The organism is Pseudomonas sp. BF-RE-25 (assembly GCF_019956105.1).
Taxonomy (GTDB): domain Bacteria; phylum Pseudomonadota; class Gammaproteobacteria; order Pseudomonadales; family Pseudomonadaceae; genus Aquipseudomonas; species Aquipseudomonas migulae.
This window is the reverse complement of the sequence record NZ_JAHBDB010000027.1, coordinates 16,251-40,510: the sequence shown is the minus strand read 5'-3', so window position 1 is coordinate 40,510 and position 24,260 is coordinate 16,251. Positions and strand designations below refer to the sequence as shown.

The following is a 24,260-nucleotide window of genomic DNA, read 5'->3' as shown; positions in this document are numbered from 1 at the left end:
CTGCCAGTGACTTCTGATTTTTCGTCTGCCTGATCTGAGCGGGATTTATGGCTGTTAGGGTTCAAGAATTCCCTGATAGGCAGTCCTCCAGACATGACTCAGTGTTTCAAAGTACACCCCTGCGATGAACAACGCCTGAACCACAACAGCACGCCCGTTGCTGACTGTGAATGCAAAGAAGAACTGCTTTACGGCGTCAAGACCATGGTGACCGACGTCCCCATCCTCACGTGCGCATGCCTTTGGCGTATCTACCAACGCGAAGCCGAAGAAATCGTTGCCCCCGGCGGGGTTCTGATCGCTGACCCCATGGAACGCAATCGTGTGATAAATGCCGCTTATGCTCGGCTGTGGCTGCATGACTCGAGATTCCAGTGGGCCGGGCTCGCGGCGTTTGCTTCCAAGCAGGTTGGCTGCGGACTGCTGCATGCGGCGGACAGTATTGAACTCATTCGCGAAGAGCATGAGACGCGAGGGCGAATGCGCGACAGCCGCCGAGAGCATGGTTTGTTGACCCCGGACAAGATGTCCGGGCAGGCGGATGAACTGCGCGACTACAAGGAAGCCGATGCGCGTAATCCGGTGCCTTCGGTGGATTTTCGTTCAGCGGGGGAAGACTTGTCGCTGGTGCAACAGCAGTTCCGACATGTTCACGACATGATGGCGCTTGGGAATACCACGCTGTTTCTGGATATTTTCCCGTTGCATGAGTTTTATGCAAAGCGTGGGTTGAAGGAATTGAAGAAGTGCCTGGAAGCGCGAGAGGGAATCTATGGGCATCCGAAGTTTCCCGTGCTTTGGCCGGTGGGGCAGAAAAAGCTCCGCTTCGGACAGTTTCAGCAGGAAATTCTTTTTGCTTTCGAGGCGATTGAAGCCGGGGATATTGCCAGGAGCGTTGTGTATCTAGCGAGGCATGAGCAGCGCAACATTCTGCAGCCCGCCATTTACGAGGCCCCGCAAGTGGTGGCTCTGCTACGTGCAAACCACGCTGCCTACGTGACCGGTTTTCCCTCTGGCGTGGCCCAGGCGATCGAGTTGACCCTCACGAGCCAATGCCAACCTGTTGAGGACGGACGCACCATTGGTTTCAGTAGCAATCCACTGGCTGACTTGTCGGACATCGATCAACGCATGCCGTTTGTACTCCGGGCTGCGGCAAGTTTTGATGGCATGCTCAACGACGGTAACCGAGGTGCATTAGAGCAGTCGATTCGAGAAATCGCCTCGGGTGGCGAGGCATGAACCTGCGCAACTGGCACCGAGGCGCTGGCTGGCTGCTTATGGCTGTGCTGATGCTGGCTGCCATCCATCAACTGAAGCAGCCTCTGTGGGGAGAACCGGAAATTGCCCTGGAGATAGGCGGAACGTATGAAGAAATGCGTAACCGTTCTTCAGCCTCTTTTAGCCCGTTGCTCCCTGGGCACCTATGGCTCGGCATCCCTTCGGTGGATGCACGATTGCGATTAATTGACCCGCAGTACGGGTTCGTCACGCCTCTGGCTCGCTTTTTCACTGTCGGATTTGACGACAATGTCATTGAAGACATCCGCATGTCCCCCCAAATAGAACCGTTGCTGCTCGATGACGCCCTCAAGGTCGTTCTCGACTTACAGGAGCAATGGCGAGGAAAAGGCTGGATGGCGATGGGCCTGCGAAACAACCCCACCATCGCCGATACACCCGAATGGCGGGCCAGGCTTGGGGACAGCGAACGATCCGGGCGATCCTTCTGGCAGGCAGGAGACAAGTATCAAGTAATGCTGGTTCTGGGACAGTTCAGTGACTCCAGAAATCCGACCGAAGAACGCTATCTCATCACCCTTTCCATTGCCAGACCGTGGGTACCCTTCGATGAAATTGAAGAAGGATGGGAGCAGGAGAATCCGCTGCACCCTGGCCATCCCAAGCAACCGTCGATCCCCGAGTAGACCGCTGGCAGTGCAGAGCCGTGAACTGATCGTTCCCACTTTGTGCGTGGGAACGATCAGCGCGATCGATCAAGGTGGATCGAGGTTATCCAGGACGCGGTTCACCGCCAGTTCTCCCAGCATGATTGACTGCTGAATGCCCAGCAGCGTGTTGCAATGCGATCCTTCCAGGTACCTCACGAAATCGCTCGCCATGACATTCGCTGATGCCAGGGATTCGCAGGCGTATGTCAACAAGGCCAGGTTGTCGATATCGGGGGAGACGAAGAAGATTGTGCTCGGTTGACGTCGAGTGTCTGGATCGGTGTCCGGTGGGCTTTCTGTAGTATTTGTCATATATCGGTGTCCCAAAAGTAGGCCATCACCGAGTCGCTACTAATCGAAAGGGTGGCAGCTGTGCGCAGGTTAGTAGACCGGGGACACACGAAACCCGGCGCGCCCGAGGGCGCCCTGCGCACTGCTGCCATCAAGCGCAGGTATCGGATACCTGACTTAATGAAACGCAAGTGCGCATCGTGTGGACACGGGCTACTAAACCCGATCACTGGAAATCAGTGATGCGAACCAAGTTACCGATGGCCCCCAAAGCGCACAAGCCGGCGGATTCTGGCGTAGTTGTAGGCGCTGCCGCAAGGTGTTGTAGCCTCCCGGAAGCCGTCTTAGGAAACGTCCCACAACTGCTACTGAAAGAATACAAAACCTGTAGGAGCCGGCTTGCCGGCGATGGCGGAATATCAGGCGACATCAATGTTGAATGACAATCCGCTATCGCCAGCAAGCCGGCTCCTACAGGTTTGTGTCGTTCATGACTTGAGGGGTTCGACCTTGCGCGTCAGCAGGTCCACAAACGCCTTGGCCATGGGGGATTTCTGATCCTTGCGCTGTACCAGCCATACCGCCGAAACCGCTGCAGGGTCGAGCAGAGGTCGGTACACAACGCCATCAATCCGCATCCGCTGATAAGACGCCGGCAGCACCGACACGCCGAGCCCCGCCGCCACCAACCCGATAATGGTCATCGCCTCACCCGCCTCTTGCGCAAAGTGCGGGCTGAAACCGGCATCCCGCGCCAGGCTGAGCAATTGTGCGTACAGACCACTGCCGTAACTACGTGGGAAAAATACGAACGGTTCCAGGGCCAGAGCTGACAGGAATATTCCCTCTTCACTGTCCTGCACCAGCGGATGTTTGGAGCTGAGCACGGCCACCAGCGGCTCGCGCATCAACTCCACCACGCTGAGCGAATCCGGCAAACCCAACGGCCGCATGATCCCGACCTCGATCGACTCGTCCACCAGCGCTTCGGCCACCTGGGTGCTGCTCATTTCCCGCAGGTTCAGGTGCACCGCCGGGAACCGCTGGCGGAATGAAAAAATCGCCTGGGGAATGGTCGAGTTGAACGGTGCCGACGAGGTGAAACCGATTTTGAGTTCGCCCAACTCACCGAGCTGCGCCCGCCGCGCCACATCCGCCGCTTTGTCGACCTGCGCCAGCACCAACCGGGCTTCTTCCAGAAACAATCGCCCGGCCTCACTGAGCTCGACCCGACGATTGGTACGCTCGAACAATCGCGCACCGACTTCCTGCTCCAGCGCCTGAATCTGCTGGCTCAGCGGCGGTTGCGAGATGCCCAGCACCTGGGCGGCGCGGCCGAAGTGCAGTTCTTCGGCGACGGCAATGAAGTAGCGCAGGTGACGCAATTCCATGAAAACTCCATTAGGTCGTAAAACCTCTCAAACAGGTCGAACAATATATTGGATTGAATCATTAGGCAGCTATATGCTTTTTTCATTGCCTGACCGGCTGCGCTCCCCCGAGGTCTGAAGTGAAAACTGCTGTCGCCCCACTCGCCCATGAAGTTCCGCCCGCCGCGCTGGACGATGCCGTCTCTGAACTGAAGGAGATCTACATCGAAAAGGGCACGCCGATGTTCATGCGCACGGTCCTGGCGCTGTTCTCTGGCGGCTTTGCGACCTTCGCGCTGCTGTACTGCGTGCAACCGATGATGCCGCTGCTGTCCCACGAATATTCGATCAACGCGGCGCAGAGCAGCCTGATTCTGTCGGTGGCCACGGCCATGCTCGCCATCGGCCTGCTGATCACCGGGCCGATCTCCGACCGGGTCGGGCGCAAACCAGTGATGGTGGCGGCCCTGTTTGCCGCGGCGCTGTGCACCATCGCCAGTTCCATGATGCCGAGCTGGCACGGCGTGCTGGTGATGCGCGCGTTGATCGGGTTGTCGTTGAGCGGCCTGGCGGCGGTCGCGATGACCTACCTGAGCGAAGAAATCCACCCGCAACACATCGGCCTGGCGATGGGCCTGTACATCGGCGGCAACGCGATTGGCGGGATGTGCGGGCGTTTGATTACCGGGGTGTTGATCGACTTCGTCAGCTGGCACACGGCGATGCTGGTGATCGGCGGCCTGGCACTGATCGCGGCGGCGGTGTTCTGGAAAATCCTCCCCGAATCGCGCAACTTCCGCGCCCGCTCGCTGCACCCGCGCAGCCTGCTCGACGGTTTCACCATGCACTTTCGCGACGCCGGTTTGCCGCTGTTGTTCCTTGAAGCGTTCGTGCTGATGGGCGCGTTCGTCACGCTCTTCAACTACATCGGCTATCGCCTGCTGGCCGAGCCGTACCACATGGACCAGGCCTTTGTCGGGCTGCTGTCGGTGGTGTACCTGTCGGGCATCTACAGCTCGGCGAAAATCGGTTCGCTGGCCGACAAACTCGGACGCCGCAAAATGCTCTGGTCGACCATCGTGCTGATGCTCGCCGGCCTCGCCCTGACCATGCTCACGCCGCTGCCCGTGGTGATCATCGGCATGCTGATTTTCACCTTCGGTTTCTTCGGCGCGCACTCGGTGGCCAGCAGCTGGATCGGCCGTCGCGCCACGAAGGCCAAGGGTCAGGCATCGTCGTTGTACTTGTTCAGTTACTACGCCGGGTCGAGCATCGCCGGTACGGCGGGCGGTGTGTTCTGGCACCTCGGCGGGTGGAACGGGATTGGCGTGTTCATCGGTGCGCTGCTGGTGGTGGCGTTGCTGGTTGCGTTGAAACTGGCCCGCCTGCCGCTGCTGCTGCCGGGGAATGGTTCGACTACCTGAGCACCACCCGCGCCTCAAGCACCGCATCACGCTTTTCCAGGGTCAGCGATTGCAAGGCGACGCCGTCACGCTCGGTGCGGTCCAGCCATTGCAACAACGCCTGCGCGTCGCCGCTGAGGGTCAGGCGCAACACGTCGTTGTCGGTGTCCATCTGATGGATCTCAAACCCCACTTCTGTGGCGCTTTCGCTGACACGCAGCGACAACGACTGATGGCTGACGACGGGCGGGGTGCTTCGCGGTTGTGCCCGTTGCAGTTGCGCAGACACGGCCAGTTGCTGTTGGTGCTGGCGTTCCATGGTTTCCAGGCGTTGGCGTGTCGGTTGCCAGATCAGGCTGAACGCCACGACAGCCAATAAAAATGCGCCCATGGCCAGCAACAGTCGTTGCTCGCGAAGGGACAGCCGTTGCCAGGCCGCTTTCATGTTCGGTCCTCCACTGTCAGGGTCGCCTGTACGCGGTCGCGCTCTTTGCTCGCACTGTCGAGCCGCAGTGGCACGCCTTGTTGTCGCCCACGCTCGCGCAGTTGCTCCAGCTCGGCAAAGCTGTTGGCGCTCAGCTGGATTTTCCAGCCATCGCCGGCACGAAACTCGATGCGCCGGACCTCGACATTGCTTGCGCCAATCACCTGCTCGACCAGCGTCACCAGCTCGGCAACGCGCGTGCGCTGCGGCTCGGCGGCCTGCTGTTGTAGTGCATTGAGCTGAGTTGCCAGATCGACGATGCGGCTCTGCTCGGGGTAAAGCGTCTTGAACCGTTGCTCGTTCTGGCTGTAGAGCCTGCGTGTTTCACTCTCCAGAAAATGGATTCGCGCAGCGCTGGCGCCCCAGGTCAGCAACAGCAGCGTCAGGATCGTCAAACCGCCGAGGCGCCAGGGCAGACGTTTGTTGCGCAGGGCGAATTCGCCTTGCAGCAGATTGATGCCCTGCGCGGGACGGTGGACCAGGTATTGATCGACATCGGTGGCGCCCTGACGCTCGTCGACCCATTGAATCCCAGCGGGCAAGGCCGGTCCCAGTAACTTCACCCCGTCGTCCGTTAACGCCAGGCGGGCCGGCAGCCCTCCGCCGACCAGCCATCGACCGAACCACCAAACTCCGAGCGCCTGATCCAGGGGCAAGACATCGGCATCGACGAACACCGAACGCACCTCGACGCCCTCTTCGGCCAGTAACGCGAGCATCGCGGCAAACCGCTGATGGTCGATCACCATGACCGGATAACGCCCTTCCTGATCGCGAGCGCCGATGCTCAAGTGCAACGTTTCCAGCGCTTCGCTCAATTGATCTTCCACGGCAAACGCGACGGCTTGCGTGCCGGGTTGGCGTTTGGAAGGCCACGGAGCGCTGCGCACCCAGCTACACAATTCCATGGGCAGCAGCACATCGACCGCCTGCCCGTTCAGCACCTGTGCCGCTTGATTCAAGGGCATGGACTGGCGTTGCCCAGTCGAGGACCAGACGCAGCACGGCCAGTCTGCCGACGGTTCGCCCAGGCCCTCGGCGGTCAGGTAAAGCCAGGTATTCATCGCGGCATCTCGTGGACAGTCAAAGGAAGAAGGCGTCGTTGCAGGACGTTGAATTGGTGGGTGTCGGCGTCGCGTTCGACCTCCGTGGCCAGCCGCAAACGGCGCTGCCCCTGAGTGACCTGCACCGTGATGCGGAACCAGCGGCTGCCGGTGCCAAGTCCATGACTGCTCAGGCCTGCACCGGAGAGCAGCGGGTCTTGCGTAAAGGCCTGAACGCTGGCCCATCCAGTCGTCGAAGCCTGACTAACCAGCGCCGCAGCCGTGGTCGCGTCCACGTCATCGAGCGTCCTCAGCACCAATGCCGGGGCCGTGTTGACGTTCAGTGTTGCGTGGCCGGGCAACATCGCCACCCAAGGCTCAAGTTGACGCAGCACATGAGCGTCAACCCCCGGCAGCAGGCGCAGTTGGCTCAGTTCTCGGAACGCTCCTACCTGAGCAAGTTGCAGCGGTGGAAGATCCAGCACGTCGAGCAAGCGCGCCCAGCGGTTGAGGGTGACTTGATCGATCTGCCCCTGACTCAACAACGAGTTGAGATTGAAGCGCCCGGCGAGGTCCTCGATATCAACGCGGATCTGCGCACCTTCGACGTCGAAGTCGGGAGTCATCCGCGCCCAGTCCTGGGTCAGGTCGACGGTTTTTTGCGAGCCCTGCGCCGCGTCCCGCAAGCGCAAAAGCGCCCAGCTTTCCCCCGCAACGGCGAGTTGGCGCATTTGAATGTGCTGCAGGACCTGGCCGCTGCTGTGTAGCGACAGGCGATGGCTGCGCAGCAAGCCGCTGGTGATCAACAACGCCAGACTCATGACCAGCAACACGCTGATCAACGCGATACCGCGTTGATGCCTCCTCATGGCAACGCGCCGGGCAACAGCAATACCCGACGAATCGCCTCGAAACGACCAGTAGAGAATTGCACTTCCACCGCCATCGGCCGCTTCACGCCCCGCCCGGATGGCCAATCGCTGCTCCAACCGGACTGTGCGTCAAACACCCGCCAACTCAAGTCTCGAACATCGCCCAGCAGTTTTTGCCGCTGCACGCTCGGCACCCCCTCCCCCTGACTTTCACGCCACAGCGTGCCGTTATCGAGTCGATAGGTCAGCAACTGGCGCTCGCTGCGCGGCTGGTCCAAAGGGTTGCGCCAATGGCTGCGCTGCAACTGCAGCACCGATTGCTGGAGCACGACAGGTTGATCGGTGGCGTGCAGCACATCCCGTTCGATCACCGCCACCGCCCGTTGCAGGCTTCGGAACTCACGCTCATGCTCCGTCGTCCCTCGTTGCACGCGCACCACGCCATCGAACAGCCCCCAACTGGCCAGGCCCAGCAACACGAAGATCGCCATGGCGATGACCAGTTCCAGCAAGGTGAAACCGCTCTGCTTATTCATCACGATGAGGTATCCAGCCACTGGCGCGGTATACGGTTTGCTCGCGCCCGGAAAGGCTGACGTCAACTTCGACCTTGAGCAGGCGCGGGTCGGACGAAACGCTGATGCGCTGGTGCAGCAACCAGTCGCGGCGATCCATCGACACGATCCGTTGTTGCTGGTCGAGGGGCCATCCGGTTTGCAGGCGCAGTTCATTCAGATGGTTGTCTGCCAGCCACGCGGCGAAGAGTCGTTCTTCGATCGCGCCGGTTTGCCTGAGCACATATTGGCTCGCCGACAACACGGCCGCCGCCAGCGTCGAAAAGATCGCCAGGGCCACCATGATTTCCAGCAAGGTGAAGCCACGCATGCGTGAAGCAAACGGCCGGCTAGCCATCGATCACCACCTGGCCAAGGCCATCGCTGGACAGGTTGAGCCACGTCTTTTTGTCGCTGCCAATCGTCAGCGTAAAGACGCTGGTTTCATCGTTGCTGAACATCAGCACCTGAGGAGGTCCATCGTCGGCGCCAAGGGTTACCGGATGACCGTCCTGTTCAAGCCGTAGCCGCACGTTTTCGGGCCATCGATAAAAAGCCGCCATCGGTTCCCAGCCCTGAACATCGAGCCTCATCACCCGATAACCCTCGACACTCAGCCGCAAGCCGAACTCCTGGCCATCGAGCACTGCGCGTTCACGCAACTGTTGAATCACGCCCACGATCCCATGCGCTTCCTGCCGGGCCTGACGCGCCGGATTCGACCCGGTGGCGAAGCTCACCATGCCCAACAGCACGCCGATCAAAACGATCACGATCATCAGTTCGAGCAAGGTGAATCCCCGACAACGCTGGCGCATGATTCAGTCGCCCCAGTTGCCGATATCGGCCGCATGCCCTTCGCCACCCTTCACGCCATCGGAACCGAGGGAATACAAGTCATAGCTGCCGTCCACCGAATGCACACCGGGATTGAGGTACTGATAGGGCGTGTTCCACGGATCGACCGGCAGGCTTTTCAGATACCCATGAGGGTTCCAGTTCCTCGCCGCCGGCAGGCCGGAAGGTTGTTTGCTCAAGGCTTCCAGCCCCTGCTGTGTCGAGGGGTAGTTGAAGTTGTCGAGGCGATACATTTCGAGCGCCGTGGCGATGGCCTGGAGATCAATTTTGCTGGCGGTGACTTTGGCCTGGTCGGGACGGCTCATGAACTGCGGCACCACGATGGCCCCCAGCACGCCGATGATGACCACCACCACCATGATTTCGATCAGGGTAAAACCGCGTTGAGCGCGAGGGCTGTTTCTCTGTGCTGCATTCATGGGTCAATTCACCAATTGGTTGAGGCTGAGAATCGGTAGGAGGATGGCCATGACGATCAGCAGCACCACGCCGCCCATCAGCACCAGCATGGCCGGTTCAAAAAGGCTCACGACCAGTGCGATACGCGCTGCCAGGCTGCTTTCCTGCTGCTCGGCGGCCCGCACCAGCATGCGATCGAGTTCACCGGCACGTTCGCCGCTGGCGATCATGTGCAGCATCATCGGCGGGATGTCGCCGCTCAGTTCCAGGCCGCGAGTCAGCGTTCCACCTTCACGGACCGAGCGCGCGACATCGGCCATGCGGCTGCGGATGGTCAGGTTGCCGATGACGGCCGCCGCGATCTCCAGCGCGTCCACCAATGGCACTGCACTTTTGCCGAGGATTGCCAGCGTGCTGGCGAACCGCGCGGCTTCCATCGCCCGCAGCACTTCGCCCATGACCGGCAGTTTCAACGCGAGACGATGCCAGCGCAGGCGCCAGGCCGGATGGCGCAGGCTCCAGCGCCAGAGGCCGAGCAACGTCGCCAGCACGCCCATCAACAGCAGAAAGTGATTGCGCAGCCCATTGCTGAGGGCGATCAGTGCCTGCGTCAGCCAGGGCAACGGCTGGCCACTGTCGACGAAGATTTTCACCACATCCGGCACCACGTAGCCGAGCAGAAAACCAACAATCGCGACGCTGGCCAACATCAGGATCAACGGGTACACCAGGGCCATCTGGATTTTCTGCCGCGACGCCTGGCGGGCCTGGGTGTAAGCGGCCAGTTGTTCCAGCACATGCCCCAAGTGACCGGAACGTTCGCCAGCCGCGACGGTGGCGCGGAACAATTCGGGGAACGCCTTGGGAAATTGAGCCAGCGCCGTCGACAGGGCATGACCTTCCATCACCCGACTCCTGACCGCCGACAACAGACCGGCAACCTTGCGCTTTGCGCTCTGCTTCGTCACCGCTTCAAGGGCTTCCTCCAGAGGCAGCCCCGCCTGAACGAGGGTGGACAGCTGCAAGGTCAACAGCGCCAGATCCGCTGCGCTCAGACGTCCGCTGCGAGGCTGCGTCCCCGTGTCGCCACCTGCCCTGACCTCGCTCAACTCACGCGGCCACAAGCCGCGTTCACGCATCAGTTGCCGGGCATGACGCGGGCCGTCGGCCTCCAGTCGGCCTTTGCAGCGTCGGCCCTGGGCGTCGTCAGCGCGGTAATCGAACGTCGGCACTCGCTAGTCCTCCTGCGTCACGCGCAGTAATTCGTCGAGGCTGGTCGCGCCCTCCAGCACCCGCTGGCGACCGTCCTGAAACAGGCTGCGGGAGACCTTGCGCGTCTCTTCTATCAACGCCTGTTCACTCGCACCTTGATGAATCAGAACCGAGACGGCGGGCGTCACGCTGATCAGCTCGTAGATTCCGATCCGCCCGCGATAACCGTGCTGGCACTGGTCGCACCCAACCGCCCTGAACAGTTGCGGTGGCGCTGCGGAATCGAGCCCTAAGCGTTCGCACGTGGCGCCATCGGCGCTGTATGCCGCTTTGCAATGGGGACACAACGTGCGCAGTAAACGCTGGGCCAGAATGCCCACCAGCGACGACGCCAACAGGTAGGCATCGACGCCCATGTCCACCAGCCGCGTTACTGCACCGACGGCACTGTTGGTGTGCAACGTCGAGAGCACCAGGTGCCCGGTCAGTGATGCCTGGACGGCGATTTCCGCCGTCTCGCGATCACGGATTTCGCCGACCATCACCACGTCCGGATCCTGACGCAAAATCGCCCGCAAGCCGCGGGCAAACGTCATGTCCACTTTCGGATTGACCGGCATCTGCCCCACACCCGGCAGGTGATATTCGATGGGGTCTTCGACCGTGAGAATGTTGCGTGTCTGATCGTTCAGGCTGCTCAGTGCGGCGTACAGACTGGTGGTCTTGCCGGAACCGGTGGGCCCGGTCACCAGGAGAATGCCGTGAGGTTTTGCGAGCAACTGGCGCAACGCGGCGAGGGTATCGGCAGGCATACCGAGTCGCGGCAGTTCCAGGCGCCCGGCCTGCTTGTCGAGCAGGCGCAGCACCACCCGTTCGCCGTGGGCCGAAGGCAGCGTAGAGACCCGCACATCGACTTCGTGCCCGGCCAGCCGCAGGGCCATTCGACCATCCTGCGGGACCCGCTTTTCAGCAATGTCCAGGCGCGCCATGACCTTGATCCGCGACACCAGCAAGGTGGCCAGTTCACGTCGGGGCCTGAGTATTTCGCGCAATTGCCCGTCGACGCGCATGCGTACCGACAGGTACTGCTCGAAAGTTTCCAGGTGCACGTCCGACGCGTGCTCGCGCACCGCTTCGCTGAGCAGTGCGTTGATCAACCGGATGATCGGCGCGTCGCCCTGCTGCTCCAGCAGGTCGGCGGTTTGCGGGACTTGATCGACCAGGCTGAGCAGGTCCAGCTCTTCGTCCAGCCCCTGGGCAACTTGCTCGGCCGCGCTCTGACCTTCGCGATAAGCGACGGCCAGACGTGCGGCGAACTCATCTGGCTCAAGCACCCGCATCGGCAGATCCCGAGTGTTTGCCCGACGGGCTTCCGACAGGGCCGTGAGTGGCGTATTGGCGCGCAGCACAAGGCTTGAGCCCGGCCCGTCGTGCTCCAGCAGTACGCCGAAACGCCGGGCGAAACCGAAGGGCAATTGCTGGAGGGATTCACGCGGTTCGTTCATGGCGATTCCGCCGCTTGCTTACGCAAATCGAACACGGGGGCGTCGGGTGCGGGGTCGAACAATTGACGCGCCTCGGCCGGCAGCAGCAAGGAGTTGTTCCCTCGCGCGCCAGGCTTGCTCAATTCACGCAGCGCGTTGTAACGCTGCTGGCTGACGTCTGACAGGTCTTCCTTGCTGCGCACGATGGTCGGCCGCAAAAACACCATCAGGTTGCTTTTGGTCTGGGTGTCGCGGGTCCAGCGAAACAGCGCACCGAGGTAGGGAATATCGCGCAGCAACGGCACCCCGCTCTGTTGGGTGCGGACGCTGTCCCTGATCAGCCCGCCGATGACGATGATTTCGCCATCGTTCGCCAGGATCGTGCTCTTGAGCGCACGTTTGTTGGTAATCAGGTCCGAAGAATCGATACCCGATACAGAAGGCGCGATGTCCGACACTTCCTGCGCGACCTCCAGGCGCAACGTCGAACCTTCGTTGATGTACGGCTTGATTTTCAGGCTGATGCCCACGTCCTTGCGCTCGACGGTGGTAAACGGATTTTCCGCGCCGTTGCTGTTGGTGGCGTAGGAGCCGGTCTTGAACGGGACGTTTTGGCCGACGATGATTTCTGCCTCCTGATTGTCCAGAGTCAGCAGGCTCGGCGTGGACAGCAGGTTGCTGCGGGTGTTGCTGGCCAGCGCCGAAACCAACGCGCCGAAGCGGTCATTGCCCAGTTGCAGGATGGCCCCTTCCGGTGCGGTTTTTTTCTCGTCAAAGTTCAGCCCGCCAATGATCGGAATGTCGGTGCCGGGAAAGTTGATGAAGCCTTTTGCATCGCTGCCGCTGACGCTCCACTGAACACCCACGGCCTCAGCGATGTCCCCGGAAATCTCGACGATGGCGGCATGGATCAGCACCTGAGCCCGAGGCTGGTCCAACTGACGCACGATGTCCTCGATGGTGCGGATTTGCGCCGGTTCGGCAATCAGCACCAGCGCATTCTGGCTTTCATCGGCCTTGATCATGAACGTCGTGCCGGGTGAGTTATCCCGGGGGCCACCGACGGCCGTTGCCGGCTTTCGGCCCTGCCCCATCGTTTCGAGGACCTCGGCCAATTGCCTGGCATCGCTGTGACGCAGGCGAATCACCCGCGCGTTGTCGAGGGTGGCGGTCGCGGGGGTATCGAGACGGCGTGCGAGGTCGATCAGGCGCTGGCGAACCGACGGTGAACCAATGAGGATCAGCCGATTGGTTCTGGCGTCGGCCAATACCTGGATCGCCGTATCAGCGCTGCGCTTGCCCAGCGAGGACTCCATGACAGTCGCCACATCAGCGGCCTGAGCGTGTTGCATTTGCACCACGGCATGCTGATTGTTCTGCCCGGAATCCAGTTGCCGGACCACCTGCGCGATACGGTTCACATTGGCCGCAGTATCGGTGACCACCAGCGCATTGGCTGACACCGAAGGACCGACATAGCCATTGGCCGACACCAGCGGCCGAAGCAGGCCGGCCACGTCGGAAGCGCTGCTGGTGTTCAGTTCGACGACCCGGGTGATGAATTGAGAAGCCGTAGCGTTTTTTGCAATGCCTTGGCCGGCGCGGGTTTTCGCTTCGGTGACCGGCGTAATCAGGATCCGGTCACCCTCGTCGATGACCGTGAAGTTGTGGGCATCCAGCACCGAATAAAACAATCGGCGAACACCTTCGCGGTCGAGGGCCTGACGGGACATGACGGTGATGCGCCCGGAGACTCTGGGATCAAGCACCACCGTGGTCCCGAGAATGGAGGAGATTTCCTCGACGATGTCGCGCAGCTCGGCATTGTTCATCCCCAGTTGCCATTTTTCTTCCTCGGCCCGTACCGCGCCGTGAAAGAGTGACAGCGCCAACGCGGCGAGAAAAAGCAGGGTGCGCAACGCCTGCGCGCTGATGGAACAGTTCATGGGTTGATCACTCTGACGGCCCGGTGAGCGGGCGTAGAAAATGCGCAGGAGTCGCGGGGGCCGGAGCCTCGGCGTGCGGGTCGAATCGACGCAAGAGCTGCGTGTCAGACGTCTGCAGCATCAGCACTTCTTCTCGCCCCTTGTTCCACAACACCGCCCGATCCGCCTCGACGCGACGCAGAACGCTGCCGCCCGGCAACGGATCGCCCACCTGATAAATCCGCGAGCCTTGAGCGTCTGCCAGCAGCGCTCTGGACAACCCTGTGGCGAGGACAAAACTGGCCTGCAGGGTCAGCGGCTCGGCACTGGCCAATAACGTGGCTCCCGCCGTCAGACCGAGCACCGTCGCCACCGCAGTGGTATCCAGAGGTGCACGGGACGGTGGCGTCACTATCGTTGAAACGACAGGCATCGCTGCGACACGGCTTTGACGAAATCCCCACTCTTGCCACACCAGAAAGGCTCCGTACGCGACGGTCACCAGCAGCAGGCAGAGGGTGCAGAGTCGCCCGTTCACTCGGCGCGCTCACTGCGAACAAGACTGCACAAGGACATTCGCCGCAGTACGCGGTGACCGCATAGTTCGTGGAAAATCACCGCACCGACATGCATCGCGATCAGCAGTGAAAGCACCAGGCACGACCAAACGTGAATGGTGACAAACAGCGCGATAAGCGCTGGATCACTCAGCGGCTGCGCAATATCGAACCACCCGAATACATCGATCGGGCGGTCCATCATCAACACACCGGTCACCAGCACGACAGTCACCGTCAGGTAGATCAGCGTGTGGGCAAACAGCGCGAGTTTTTCCATAGGCGACAAGGTGTTCACGCTCGTCTGCCGGGCGTGAACGACAAAAATAAACAGACGCCAGACAAAAAACGGGATGAACACCGTTGTCAGCGACACATTGATAAAGGCAACCCGCTCACCGACGCGGGCTGGCACGTCCACGCAGGCCACATAGAACCCCGACGCCAGCGTCCAGATGATCACCGCCGCCGACAACCAGTGCAGCCATACGCGTTGGGTGGAGTAACCCAAAACCGTCATTTTTCAACTCGACTTTCAACAGGAAAATTAGCCTTCAGGCAATCCTGTTCCGGATCGCCTGAAGTGTTGCGAGAGACTTAGATTTTGTCCCACGCCATGTGCCAGTGTGCCCCTACACCGGGCTCGAAGCCGTTGGCCGTCGGGCTGTACTGCTTGCAGTAACCGGCCTCGGGGAGTGGCTTGCATTCGAAGATTTCATTGGTCTTCGGTTGCAGCACTTTGGTGCCGGCGGTGTACCCGCTGATGCCTTCGGGGAACACGAAGTCGTGCTCGATGCCCGCGCCTTCACCGGTCATGAGGGTGGGTTGGGTGTCCTGGCGAGTGGTGCGGCCATCCAGCGTGGTGCCGACCAGCGTCAGGGTGTGTTTGCCGGGATTGCTGCGGACATCCATGGTCAGCCAGGTCGGACCGCTGTCCACCTGCGTCGCGACGGAACCGACCGGCTTGTTGTTCTCGTCGAACAAGGTCGCTTCGACGTTCATCGTACGGTTCGAAATCATGCTGAACTGGACGTTGGCCAGGCCTTTTTCCAGAACGTATTCGGCTTGCTGGGAGGCCACCGACATGCGCGCAGCGGTGTCTTCCTTCATGTCCAGCTGAACTTCGTAACGGGTTACGCCGCTTTCTTTCTGGGCGTAGAGGGTGTTGTTACCCCGGACCGGTTCGATGTTGCCGTTCTCATTACGAATACCGGCGCGGATAAGCGAATGAGTGCTGTTGATTTTTTCTGCCAGTTTGAACGCCCAGTTATTCGGCGAGCCTTCCTCGGCAGTGTCGATGGAGATCTCGACGTCGTAATCCGGGCTGACACCGCTGGCAGAGAATGCACGGGCCTTGACCTTGTCGCCGATCAGCAATTGGGTCGATGGCGTGATGCCGCCAACAGAGGTCCAGCCACCGGGCAACGACGGTTCGCCGAGGATGTTCACATCGACGGCGTTGTAAAACGCCGCGTCGGTATCTCCGACGGTCCAGATCCCGAGGATGACGTGCTGTCCGGATTTGTCGTCAGGAATGTTGCAGTTGTGTTTGGCGCCGGATACCGGCAGCTGATGATTGCCCTCGACGACGCAGAACGGGGTGCTTTCGAACGAGGCGCGCTTGAGGGATTCGTTAACGTTCCAGCCGTTGCGAGTGATGAAGTACTCATGCTTGGTGGCCGGATGAGCCTGGGTGTAGCGCCATTGGAAATCGATGTTACGGTCTTTGATTTCCGTTAATTGCCAACGGGTAGCGGACTGAGCATCCATAGCGGAGAACGATGGATGACCGCCACTCGGAATCTTGCCATCGATCGGCCCTTGCAAAGGCGCACCGCCTGTACCAGCCGGAAAACCTTTGAACGTTTCGCCAACACTTTGAGGCTCGTATTGCGCGGCACCACAGTTGGTGTTCACCCCTTTCTGGCACAGCAGCGCGCGCGATGGCGGCACTTCCATATAGCCGTGTGCCGAAACAGTTTGAGACGCCAACATTGCCGATAACAGGATCATTGAAGAGGAGCATGCGGTTAGCGCTCCTCCCTTGTAGAAGGTCTTTTTCATGAGTGTGTTCCAGACTACTTATCGAAAATTAAGGCGCCATAAGGACGCCGCTGTTCGTAATCTCGTTCGGTGGGTTGCACCGGACGAAGGTCTGAAACCTTACTGAGATGGGCACGAATTCTATGTAGGACAAGTCACCGCTTACATGGGGATTACTCTCTCTCTTCACTTGTCTGACAAAGAGGGAAAACTTTCTTACAGGATGAAACGGATTAGGCGGGCACACGGTATTTCAGACAAAAAAAAGCCTGCCCGGCGTTGGCCGGACAGGCTTGATGGGACCTGCGAGGACTACTCGTGATACTGCGCCGACAGCTCATGCACCGCGCGCAGGAACGCACCCGCATGTTCCGGATCGACTTCCGGCGTAATGCCATGACCCAGGTTGAACACGTGGCCGCTACCCTTGCCGTAGCTGGCGAGGATCCGTCCGACTTCGGTACGAATGGCTTCCGGTTTGGCGTAGAGCACGGTCGGGTCCATGTTGCCTTGCAAGGCAACTTTGTCGCCAACGCGAGCCCGGGCATTGCCGATATCGCACGTCCAGTCCAGGCCCAGCGCATCAGCACCGGCATCAGCGATGCTTTCCAGCCACAGGCCGCCGTTCTTGGTGAACAGGATGACCGGAACCTTGCGGCCTTCGTGTTCGCGGATCAGGCCGCTGACGATTTTGCGCATGTAGGCCAGGGAGAATTCCTGGTACGCCGCCGCCGACAGGTTGCCACCCCACGTGTCGAAGATCTGCACCGCTTGCGCGCCGGCCATGATCTGGCCGTTGAGGTACGAGGTCACCGACTGCGCCAGCTTGTCCAGCAGCAGGTGCATGGCTTGCGGGTTGTCGTAGAGCATGGCTTTGGTCTTGCGGAAGTCTTTCGACGAGCCGCCTTCAACCATATAGGTGGCCAGGGTCCATGGGCTGCCGGAGAAGCCGATCAACGGTACACGGCCGTTCAGTTCGCGGCGGATGGTGCTGACCGCGTCCATCACGTAACCGAGGTCTTTGTGCGGATCAGGAATCGGCAGGGCTTCGATGTCGGCCATCGTGCTGACGACTTTTTTGAAGCGTGGGCCTTCACCGGTTTCGAAGTACAGGCCCTGGCCCATGGCGTCCGGGATGGTGAGGATGTCGGAGAACAGGATTGCCGCGTCCAGTTGCGGATAGCGGTCGAGCGGTTGCATGGTGACTTCGCAAGCGAACGCCGGGTTCATGCACAGGCTCATGAAGTCGCCGGCCTTGGCACGGCTGGCGCGGTATTCAGGCAAGTAGCGACCGGCCTGACGCATCATCCACACAGGGGTGACGTCTACAGGTTGCTTGAGCAGGGCGCGAAGGAAACGGTCGTTCTTCAGGGCAGTCATGTCGGCATCCGGAAAAAAAGTGCGGGCATTTTCTCAGAGCTCGACGCAAAAGGCACGGATGCAGGTCAGCCTTTTGTCTATCGGGTCAATTTGTCGCGGGTTACATCAACTAAATCTGCGTTGAATTTACCGGCCTCTTCGCGGGCAAGCCTCGCTCCTACAGGGTCATATTGCACCTGTAGGAGCGAGGCTTGCCCGCGAAGGGAGCGACGCCGATCAAGCAGATTTAGACGCCCAGGTAGTCCAGGATCCCTTCAGCCGCATTGCGGCCTTCGAAGATCGCCGTCACCACCAGGTCGGAACCGCGAACCATATCGCCACCGGCGAAGATTTTCGGGTTACTGGTCTGGTGCTTGAACTGACCTTGTTCAGGCGCAACTACGCGGCCCTGGCTGTCGGTCTGGATGCTGAACTGCTCGAACCACGGCGCCGGGCTTGGACGGAAACCGAAAGCGATGACCACGGCGTCGGCCGGGATGATCTCTTCGGAGCCCGGGATCGGCTCGGGGCTGCGACGGCCACGGGCGTCCGGCTCGCCGAGACGGGTCTCGACCACCTTCACGCCTTCAACCTTGTCTTCACCCACGATGGCAATCGGCTGGCGGTTGTAGAGGAATTTCACGCCTTCTTCCTTGGCGTTCTTCACCTCTTTGCGCGAGCCAGGCATGTTCGCTTCGTCACGACGATACGCACAGGTCACCGACTTGGCGCCCTGGCGGATCGACGTACGGTTGCAGTCCATCGCCGTGTCGCCGCCGCCCAGTACCACGACCTTCTTGCCTTTCATGTCGACGAAATCTTCCGGCGACTTTTCAAAGCCCAGGTTGCGGTTGACGTTGGCGATCAGGAAGTCGAGCGCGTCATGCACGCCCGGCAGGTCTTCACCGGCAAAGCCGCCCTTCATGTAGGTGTAGGTGCCCATGCCCATGAACACGGCATCGTATTCTTCGAGCAGTTGCTCGACGGACACGTCCTTGCCCACTTCAGTGTTCAGGCGGAACTCGATGCCCATGCCGGTGAAGACTTCGCGGCGATTGCTCAGCACGGTCTTTTCTAGTTTGAACTCCGGGATGCCGAAGGTCAGCAGACCACCGATTTCCGGGTTCTTGTCGAACACCACCGGGGTCACGCCGCCGCGCACCAGCACATCGGCACAACCCAGGCCGGCCGGGCCTGCACCGATGATCGCGACACGCTTGCCGGTCGGTATGACCTTGGACATGTCAGGGCGCCAGCCCATGGCGAACGCGGTGTCGGTGATGTACTTCTCGACCGAACCGATGGTCACCGCGCCGAAGCCGTCGTTAAGAGTGCAGGCACCCTCGCACAGACGATCCTGCGGGCACACCCGGCCGCACACTTCCGGCAAGGTGTTGGTCTGGTGCGACAGCTCGGCGGCCTGGAGGATGTTGCCCTCGGCCACCAGTTTCAGCCAGTTCGGAATGAAGTTGTGCACCGGGCACTTCCATTCGCAATACGGGTTACCGCAACCCAGGCAGCGGTGGGCCTGATCGGCCGAATGCTGGGGTTTGAAGGGTTCGTAGATCTCCACGAACTCTTTCTTGCGTTGACGCAACAGTTTCTTCTTCGGATCTTTGCGCCCGACGTCGATGAACTGGAAGTCGTTATTCAGACGTTCAGCCATTGTTAAAACCTCATCAAACTCTTCAGGCGCATATCACTGCGGGTTGGCACGGGTGCTGGAAAGCAACGTTTTCAAGCTGGCAGCCTTGGGCTTGACCAACCAGAAACGGCGCAGGTAGTCATCGAGGTTTTCCGCGAGTTCACGACCCCACTCGCTGTCGGTTTCCTCGACGTACTCGTTCAGCACGCGTTGCAGGTGGCTACGGTAGGCTTCCATCGCTTCGCCGCTGATCCGCTGGATTTCCACCAGTTCGTGGTTGACCCGGTCAACGAAGGTGTTGTCCTGGTCGAGCACGTAGGCGAAACCGCCGGTCATGCCTGAGCCGAAGTTGTAACCGGTTTTGCCCAGGACGCAGACGAAACCACCAGTCATGTATTCGCAGCAGTGATCGCCAGTGCCTTCCACCACGGTGTGAGCACCGGAGTTACGCACTGCGAAACGCTCGCCCGCAGTGCCGGCAGCGAACAACTTGCCGCCGGTGGCGCCGTACAGGCAGGTGTTGCCGATGATGGCACTGTCCTGAGTCTTGTAGGCGCTGCCCTTCGGCGGAACGATGACCAGTTTGCCGCCGGTCATGCCTTTGCCGACGTAGTCGTTGGCGTCGCCTTCCAGGTACATGTTCAAACCGCCGGCGTTCCACACACCGAAGCTCTGACCGGCCGTCCCTTTGAAGCGGAAGGTGATCGGCGCGTTCGCCATGCCTTGGTTGCCGTGCTTGCGCGCGATTTCACCGGAGATCCGCGCACCGATCGAACGGTCGCAGTTGCAGATATCCAGCGCGAATTCGGCGCCGCTCATGTCGTTGATGGCCGAGGTGGCCATGTCGATCATTTTCTCGGCCAGCAGGCCTTTGTCGAACGGCGGGTTGCGGTCGACCTGGCAGAACTGAGGCTTGTCTGCCGGGATGTGATCGCTGCCCAGCAACGGGGTCAGGTCCAGGTGGTTCTGCTTGGCGGTCTGGCCTTCGAGGATTTCCAGCAGATCGGTGCGACCGATCAGCTCTTCGAGGGAGCGCACGCCCAGCTTGGCCAGCCACTCTCGGGTTTCTTCGGCGACGTAGGTGAAGAAATTCACCACCATGTCGACGGTACCGATGTAGTGATCCTTGCGCAGCTTCTCGTTCTGAGTCGCGACGCCGGTGGCGCAGTTGTTCAGGTGGCAGATACGCAGGTATTTGCAACCCAGCGCGATCATTGGCGCGGTGCCGAAACCGAAGCTTTCAGCGCCGAGGATGGCCGCCTTGATCACGTCGAGGCCGGTTTTCAGACCGCCGTCGGTCTGTACCCGGACTTTGCCGCGCAGGTCGTTGCCACGCAGGGTCTGGTGGGTTTCGGCCAGGCCGAGTTCCCACGGAGCGCCCGCGTATTTGATCGAGGTCAGCGGCGATGCGCCGGTGCCGCCGTCGTAGCCGGAGATGGTGATCAAGTCCGCGTAGGCCTTGGCCACACCGGCGGCGATGGTACCGACGCCCGCTTCTGCTACCAGCTTCACCGAAACCAGCGCCTTCGGGTTGACTTGTTTCAGGTCGAAAATCAGCTGCGACAAGTCTTCGATCGAATAGATGTCGTGGTGCGGTGGCGGCGAAATCAGGGTCACGCCCGGCACTGCGTAACGCAGCTTGGCGATCAGACCGTTGACCTTGCCGCCTGGCAGTTGACCGCCTTCGCCGGGCTTGGCGCCCTGGGCAACCTTGATCTGCAGCACTTCAGCGTTGACGAGGTATTCCGGGGTCACACCGAAACGGCCTGTCGCCACTTGCTTGATTTTCGAGCTCTTGATGGTGCCGTAGCGCGCCGGGTCTTCGCCGCCTTCGCCGGAGTTGGAACGCGCACCCAGGCGGTTCATGGCTTCGGCCAGGGCTTCGTGAGCTTCCGGCGACAGTGCGCCAAGCGAAATGCCGGCGGAGTCAAAGCGCTTGAGCACCGATTCCAGCGGTTCGATCTCGCTGATGTCCAGCGGCGTGGCCAGCGTCTTGACGTTGAACAAGTCGCGGATCATCGACACCGGACGGTTGTCCACCAGCGACGTGTATTCCTTGAACTTGCTGTAGTCGCCCTGCTGCACAGCGGCTTGCAGCGTGTTGACCACGTCCGGGTTGTACGCGTGATATTCGCCACCGTGGACGAACTTCAGCAGGCCACCTTGCTGGATCGGCTTGCGCGGGCTCCAGGCTTCGGCGGCGAGGGCTTTCTGCTCGGCTTCGATGTCGACGAAACGTGCGCCCTTGATGCGGCTCGGCACGCCACGGAAGCTCAGGTCGCAGACTTCCTCGGACAGGCCGATGGCTTCGAACAATTGAGCACCGCGGTAAGAAGCGATGGTCGAGATACCCATCTTCGACAGGATCTTCAGCAGGCCTTTGGTGATGCCTTTGCGGTAGTTCTTGAACACCTCATAGAGGTCGCCCAGGACTTCACCGGTACGGATCAGGTCGCCCAGCACTTCATAAGCCAGGAACGGATAGACCGCCGAGGCGCCGAAACCGATCAACACCGCAAAGTGGTGCGGGTCGCGTGCGGTGGCGGTTTCCACCAGGATGTTGGAGTCGCAACGCAGGCCTTTTTCGGTCAGGCGGTGGTGTACCGCGCCGGTGGCCAGGGAAGCGTGGATCGGCAACTTGCCCGGTGCAATGTGACGGTCGCTCAGGACGATCTGGGTGCGACCGGCGCGAACGGCTTCTTCAGCCTGATCGGCGACGTTGCGCACAGCCGCTTCGAGGCCAACGCTTTCGTCGTAGTTGAGGTCGATGATCGCTCGCTCGAAGCCCGGACGATCGAGGTTCATCAGCGAGCGCCACTTGGCCGGGGAAATGACCGGCGAGCTGAGGATTACGCGCGAGGCGTGCTCCGGCGACTCCTGGAAGATGTTGCGCTCGGCACCGAGGCAGATCTCCAGCGACATGACGATGGCTTCACGCAGCGGGTCGATCGGCGGGTTGGTCACCTGCGCGAACTGCTGGCGGAAATAGTCGTACGGCGTGCGCACGCGCTGGGACAGCACGGCCATCGGCGTATCGTCGCCCATGGAGCCAACGGCTTCGTAGCCTTGCTCGCCGAGCGGACGCAGCACCTGGTCGCGCTCTTCGAACGTGACCTGATACATCTTCATGTATTGCTTGAGCTGATCGACGTCGTAGAACGCCGAACCGTGGTCGTTGTCTTCCATGGTCGCCTGGATGCGCAGGGCATTCTTGCGCAGCCATTGCTTGTATGGATGACGGGATTTCAGACGGTTGTCGATCGCATCGGTGTCGAGGATCTGGCCGGTTTCGGTGTCCACGGCAAAGATCTGGCCCGGGCCAACGCGGCCCTTGGCGATCACGTCTTCAGGCTGGTAGTTCCAGACACCGATTTCGGACGCCAGGGTGATGAAACCGTTCTTGGTGGTGACCCAACGCGCCGGACGCAGACCGTTACGGTCGAGCAGGCACACCGCGTAACGACCGTCGGTCATTACCACGCCGGCCGGGCCGTCCCACGGTTCCATGTGCATCGAGTTGTATTCGTAGAACGCACGCAGGTCCGGGTCCATGGTTTCGACGTTCTGCCACGCAGGCGGAATGATCATCCGCACGCCACGGAACAGGTCGATGCCACCGGTGACCATCAGCTCGAGCATGTTGTCCATGCTGGAGGAGTCGGAACCGACGCGGTTCACCAGCGGGCCGAGTTCTTCCAGATCCATCAGATCGTTGGTGAACTTGGTGCGACGGGCCTGGGCCCAGTTGCGGTTGCCGGTGATGGTGTTGATCTCGCCGTTGTGGGCGAGGAAGCGGAATGGCTGGGCCAGCGGCCATTTCGGCAGGGTGTTGGTGGAAAAGCGCTGGTGGAACACGCAAATCGAGGTTTGCAGGCGCTGATCGCTGAGGTCTGGATAGAAGGCGGTCAAATCCGCCGGCATCATCAGGCCTTTGTAGATGATGGTCTTGTGCGAAAAGCTGCAGATGTAGTGATCGACGTCGGCGGCGTTGGCCACGGACGAGCGACGACGGGCGCTGAACAGCTTGATCGCCATGTCCTGATCGCTCAGGCCTTCACCGCCGATGTAGACCTGCTCGATCTGCGGCAGGCGCTCAAGGGCCAGGCGGCCGAGGACGCTGGTGTCGATCGGCACTTTGCGCCAGCCGACCAGGGTCAGGCCTTCGGCCAGGATCTCGCGGTTCATGTTCTCGCGAGCGGCTTCGGCTTTGACCGGGTCCTGGTTGAAGAAGACCATGCCCACCGCATATTGCTTGGGCAGTTCGACGCCGAAGGTTTCCTGGGCGATGGCTCGCAGGAACACGTCCGGCTTTTGAATCAGCAGACCGCAACCGTCACCGGTCTTGCCGTCGGCGTTGATCCCACCGCGGTGGGTCATGCAGGTCAGGGCCTCGATGGCCGTTTGCAAAAGGGTATGACTGGGCTCGCCCTGCATATGGGCTATCAGGCCGAAACCGCAGTTATCCTTGAATTCATCTGGTTGGTACAGACCTGCTTTCATAGACACTTTCTCACCAGGCTGCCTCTTATCGAGGCAAATTTCTTTTCAATTCAACCACTTACCATCCGCGCCGAACGTACGCCAGCTTTGCGGGGGCAAAAGGGAGGTCATTGTACACACCGACACAGAGGCTCACAAATTTGACGACGAAATGTCGCAAATCTATGTCGCATTTGTGAAAGGTTTAAAGCGATCTGCTGTGCTAGTCAAAACTTTTTTAATTTTGACTGCAACGACTCAAAGACTACTGTGACGCAGACACCACAAGGCACGCGGCCTGTAGAGGCGGCATGCGCTTGTAGAAATTTT

The 24,260-nt window shown here is 60.5% G+C and carries 21 protein-coding genes; 3 read left to right on the top strand and 18 right to left on the bottom strand.

Annotated elements, in window-relative coordinates:
- The first annotated feature begins 93 nt into the window (after positions 1 to 93).
- Both KGB24_RS14195 and KGB24_RS14190 read left to right on the top strand, forming a co-directional pair.
- The gene (locus KGB24_RS14195; RefSeq protein WP_223414651.1) at positions 94 to 1,242 is read left to right on the top strand and encodes a DUF2515 family protein; all 1,149 of its coding nucleotides are present in this window, start codon (positions 94 to 96) and stop codon (positions 1,240 to 1,242) included.
- The gene (locus KGB24_RS14190) at positions 1,239 to 1,928 is read left to right on the top strand and encodes a hypothetical protein (RefSeq protein WP_223414652.1); all 690 of its coding nucleotides are present in this window, start codon (positions 1,239 to 1,241) and stop codon (positions 1,926 to 1,928) included. The genes KGB24_RS14195 and KGB24_RS14190 overlap by 4 nt, the downstream gene beginning before the upstream one ends.
- Before the next feature lie 69 nt (positions 1,929 to 1,997).
- On the opposite strand, the gene KGB24_RS14185 is transcribed toward KGB24_RS14190, so the two are convergent.
- Complete coding sequence (locus KGB24_RS14185; RefSeq protein ID WP_223414653.1) at positions 1,998 to 2,264, bottom strand: DUF6124 family protein; 267 nt, start codon at positions 2,262 to 2,264, stop codon at positions 1,998 to 2,000.
- 467 nt (positions 2,265 to 2,731) lie between these two features.
- Complete coding sequence (locus KGB24_RS14180) at positions 2,732 to 3,634, bottom strand: LysR family transcriptional regulator (protein ID WP_008025158.1); 903 nt, start codon at positions 3,632 to 3,634, stop codon at positions 2,732 to 2,734.
- A 167-nt stretch (positions 3,635 to 3,801) separates the two neighbouring features.
- Here KGB24_RS14180 and KGB24_RS14175 point away from each other — a divergent pair, with 167 nt between their 5' ends.
- Positions 3,802 to 5,037: an MFS transporter gene (locus KGB24_RS14175; RefSeq protein WP_263290086.1), complete on the top strand. Its 1,236-nt coding sequence runs from the start codon at positions 3,802 to 3,804 to the stop codon at positions 5,035 to 5,037.
- Here KGB24_RS14175 and gspM read toward each other — a convergent pair.
- The 16 genes from gspM to gltB form a co-directional block, all read right to left on the bottom strand.
- A complete protein-coding gene (gspM, locus tag KGB24_RS14170) occupies positions 5,030 to 5,461 on the bottom strand; it encodes a type II secretion system protein GspM (protein ID WP_008025161.1) in 432 nt (143 codons plus the stop codon). The two genes, KGB24_RS14175 and gspM, sit on opposite strands and share 8 nt — an antisense overlap.
- Positions 5,458 to 6,564, bottom strand: a complete 1,107-nt coding sequence (gspL, locus tag KGB24_RS14165; protein ID WP_223414656.1) for a type II secretion system protein GspL — start codon at positions 6,562 to 6,564, stop codon at positions 5,458 to 5,460. Before gspL ends, gspM begins: the two co-directional genes overlap by 4 nt.
- Entirely contained in the window at positions 6,561 to 7,412 is an 852-nt protein-coding gene (locus tag KGB24_RS14160) for a type II secretion system protein GspK (RefSeq protein ID WP_223414657.1), read from the bottom strand. Before KGB24_RS14160 ends, gspL begins: the two co-directional genes overlap by 4 nt.
- Positions 7,409 to 7,951 (bottom strand): type II secretion system protein GspJ, encoded by a 543-nt coding sequence (locus KGB24_RS14155; RefSeq protein WP_223414658.1) that lies wholly within the window; start codon positions 7,949 to 7,951, stop codon positions 7,409 to 7,411. Before KGB24_RS14155 ends, KGB24_RS14160 begins: the two co-directional genes overlap by 4 nt.
- Positions 7,944 to 8,327: a type II secretion system minor pseudopilin GspI gene (gene gspI / locus KGB24_RS14150; protein WP_223414659.1), complete on the bottom strand. Its 384-nt coding sequence runs from the start codon at positions 8,325 to 8,327 to the stop codon at positions 7,944 to 7,946. The genes KGB24_RS14155 and gspI overlap by 8 nt, the downstream gene beginning before the upstream one ends.
- Positions 8,320 to 8,787, bottom strand: coding sequence for a type II secretion system minor pseudopilin GspH (gspH, locus tag KGB24_RS14145; protein ID WP_223414660.1), 468 nt, complete (start codon positions 8,785 to 8,787; stop codon positions 8,320 to 8,322). Before gspH ends, gspI begins: the two co-directional genes overlap by 8 nt.
- A gap of 3 nt (positions 8,788 to 8,790) precedes the next feature.
- Positions 8,791 to 9,246 carry a type II secretion system major pseudopilin GspG gene (gene gspG, locus KGB24_RS14140; RefSeq protein ID WP_223414661.1) on the bottom strand — a complete coding sequence of 152 codons (456 nt, stop codon included), beginning with the start codon at positions 9,244 to 9,246 and terminating at the stop codon, positions 8,791 to 8,793.
- Between the two features lie 3 nt (positions 9,247 to 9,249).
- Positions 9,250 to 10,458, bottom strand: coding sequence for a type II secretion system inner membrane protein GspF (gspF, locus tag KGB24_RS14135; protein WP_223414662.1), 1,209 nt, complete (start codon positions 10,456 to 10,458; stop codon positions 9,250 to 9,252).
- 3 nt (positions 10,459 to 10,461) lie between these two features.
- Positions 10,462 to 11,943: a type II secretion system ATPase GspE gene (gene gspE, locus KGB24_RS14130; RefSeq protein WP_223414663.1), complete on the bottom strand. Its 1,482-nt coding sequence runs from the start codon at positions 11,941 to 11,943 to the stop codon at positions 10,462 to 10,464.
- Positions 11,940 to 13,868, bottom strand: a complete 1,929-nt coding sequence (gene gspD / locus KGB24_RS14125; protein ID WP_223414665.1) for a type II secretion system secretin GspD — start codon at positions 13,866 to 13,868, stop codon at positions 11,940 to 11,942. Before gspD ends, gspE begins: the two co-directional genes overlap by 4 nt.
- Before the next feature lie 7 nt (positions 13,869 to 13,875).
- Positions 13,876 to 14,385, bottom strand: a complete 510-nt coding sequence (locus KGB24_RS14120; protein ID WP_223414666.1) for a type II secretion system protein N — start codon at positions 14,383 to 14,385, stop codon at positions 13,876 to 13,878.
- Positions 14,382 to 14,924 carry a cytochrome b gene (locus tag KGB24_RS14115; protein WP_223414667.1) on the bottom strand — a complete coding sequence of 181 codons (543 nt, stop codon included), beginning with the start codon at positions 14,922 to 14,924 and terminating at the stop codon, positions 14,382 to 14,384. Before KGB24_RS14115 ends, KGB24_RS14120 begins: the two co-directional genes overlap by 4 nt.
- A 77-nt stretch (positions 14,925 to 15,001) precedes the next feature.
- On the bottom strand, positions 15,002 to 16,468 hold the full coding sequence (gene gbpA / locus KGB24_RS14110) for an N-acetylglucosamine-binding protein GbpA (protein WP_223414668.1): 1,467 nt from the start codon (positions 16,466 to 16,468) through the stop codon (positions 15,002 to 15,004).
- A gap of 291 nt (positions 16,469 to 16,759) precedes the next feature.
- On the bottom strand, positions 16,760 to 17,827 hold the full coding sequence (gene hemE / locus KGB24_RS14105) for a uroporphyrinogen decarboxylase (RefSeq protein WP_008025187.1): 1,068 nt from the start codon (positions 17,825 to 17,827) through the stop codon (positions 16,760 to 16,762).
- 226 nt (positions 17,828 to 18,053) lie between these two features.
- A complete protein-coding gene (locus tag KGB24_RS14100; protein ID WP_008025188.1) occupies positions 18,054 to 19,472 on the bottom strand; it encodes an FAD-dependent oxidoreductase in 1,419 nt (472 codons plus the stop codon).
- 33 nt (positions 19,473 to 19,505) lie between these two features.
- On the bottom strand, positions 19,506 to 23,951 hold the full coding sequence (gene gltB, locus KGB24_RS14095; RefSeq protein ID WP_192418189.1) for a glutamate synthase large subunit: 4,446 nt from the start codon (positions 23,949 to 23,951) through the stop codon (positions 19,506 to 19,508).
- Positions 23,952 to 24,260 lie beyond the last annotated feature (309 nt).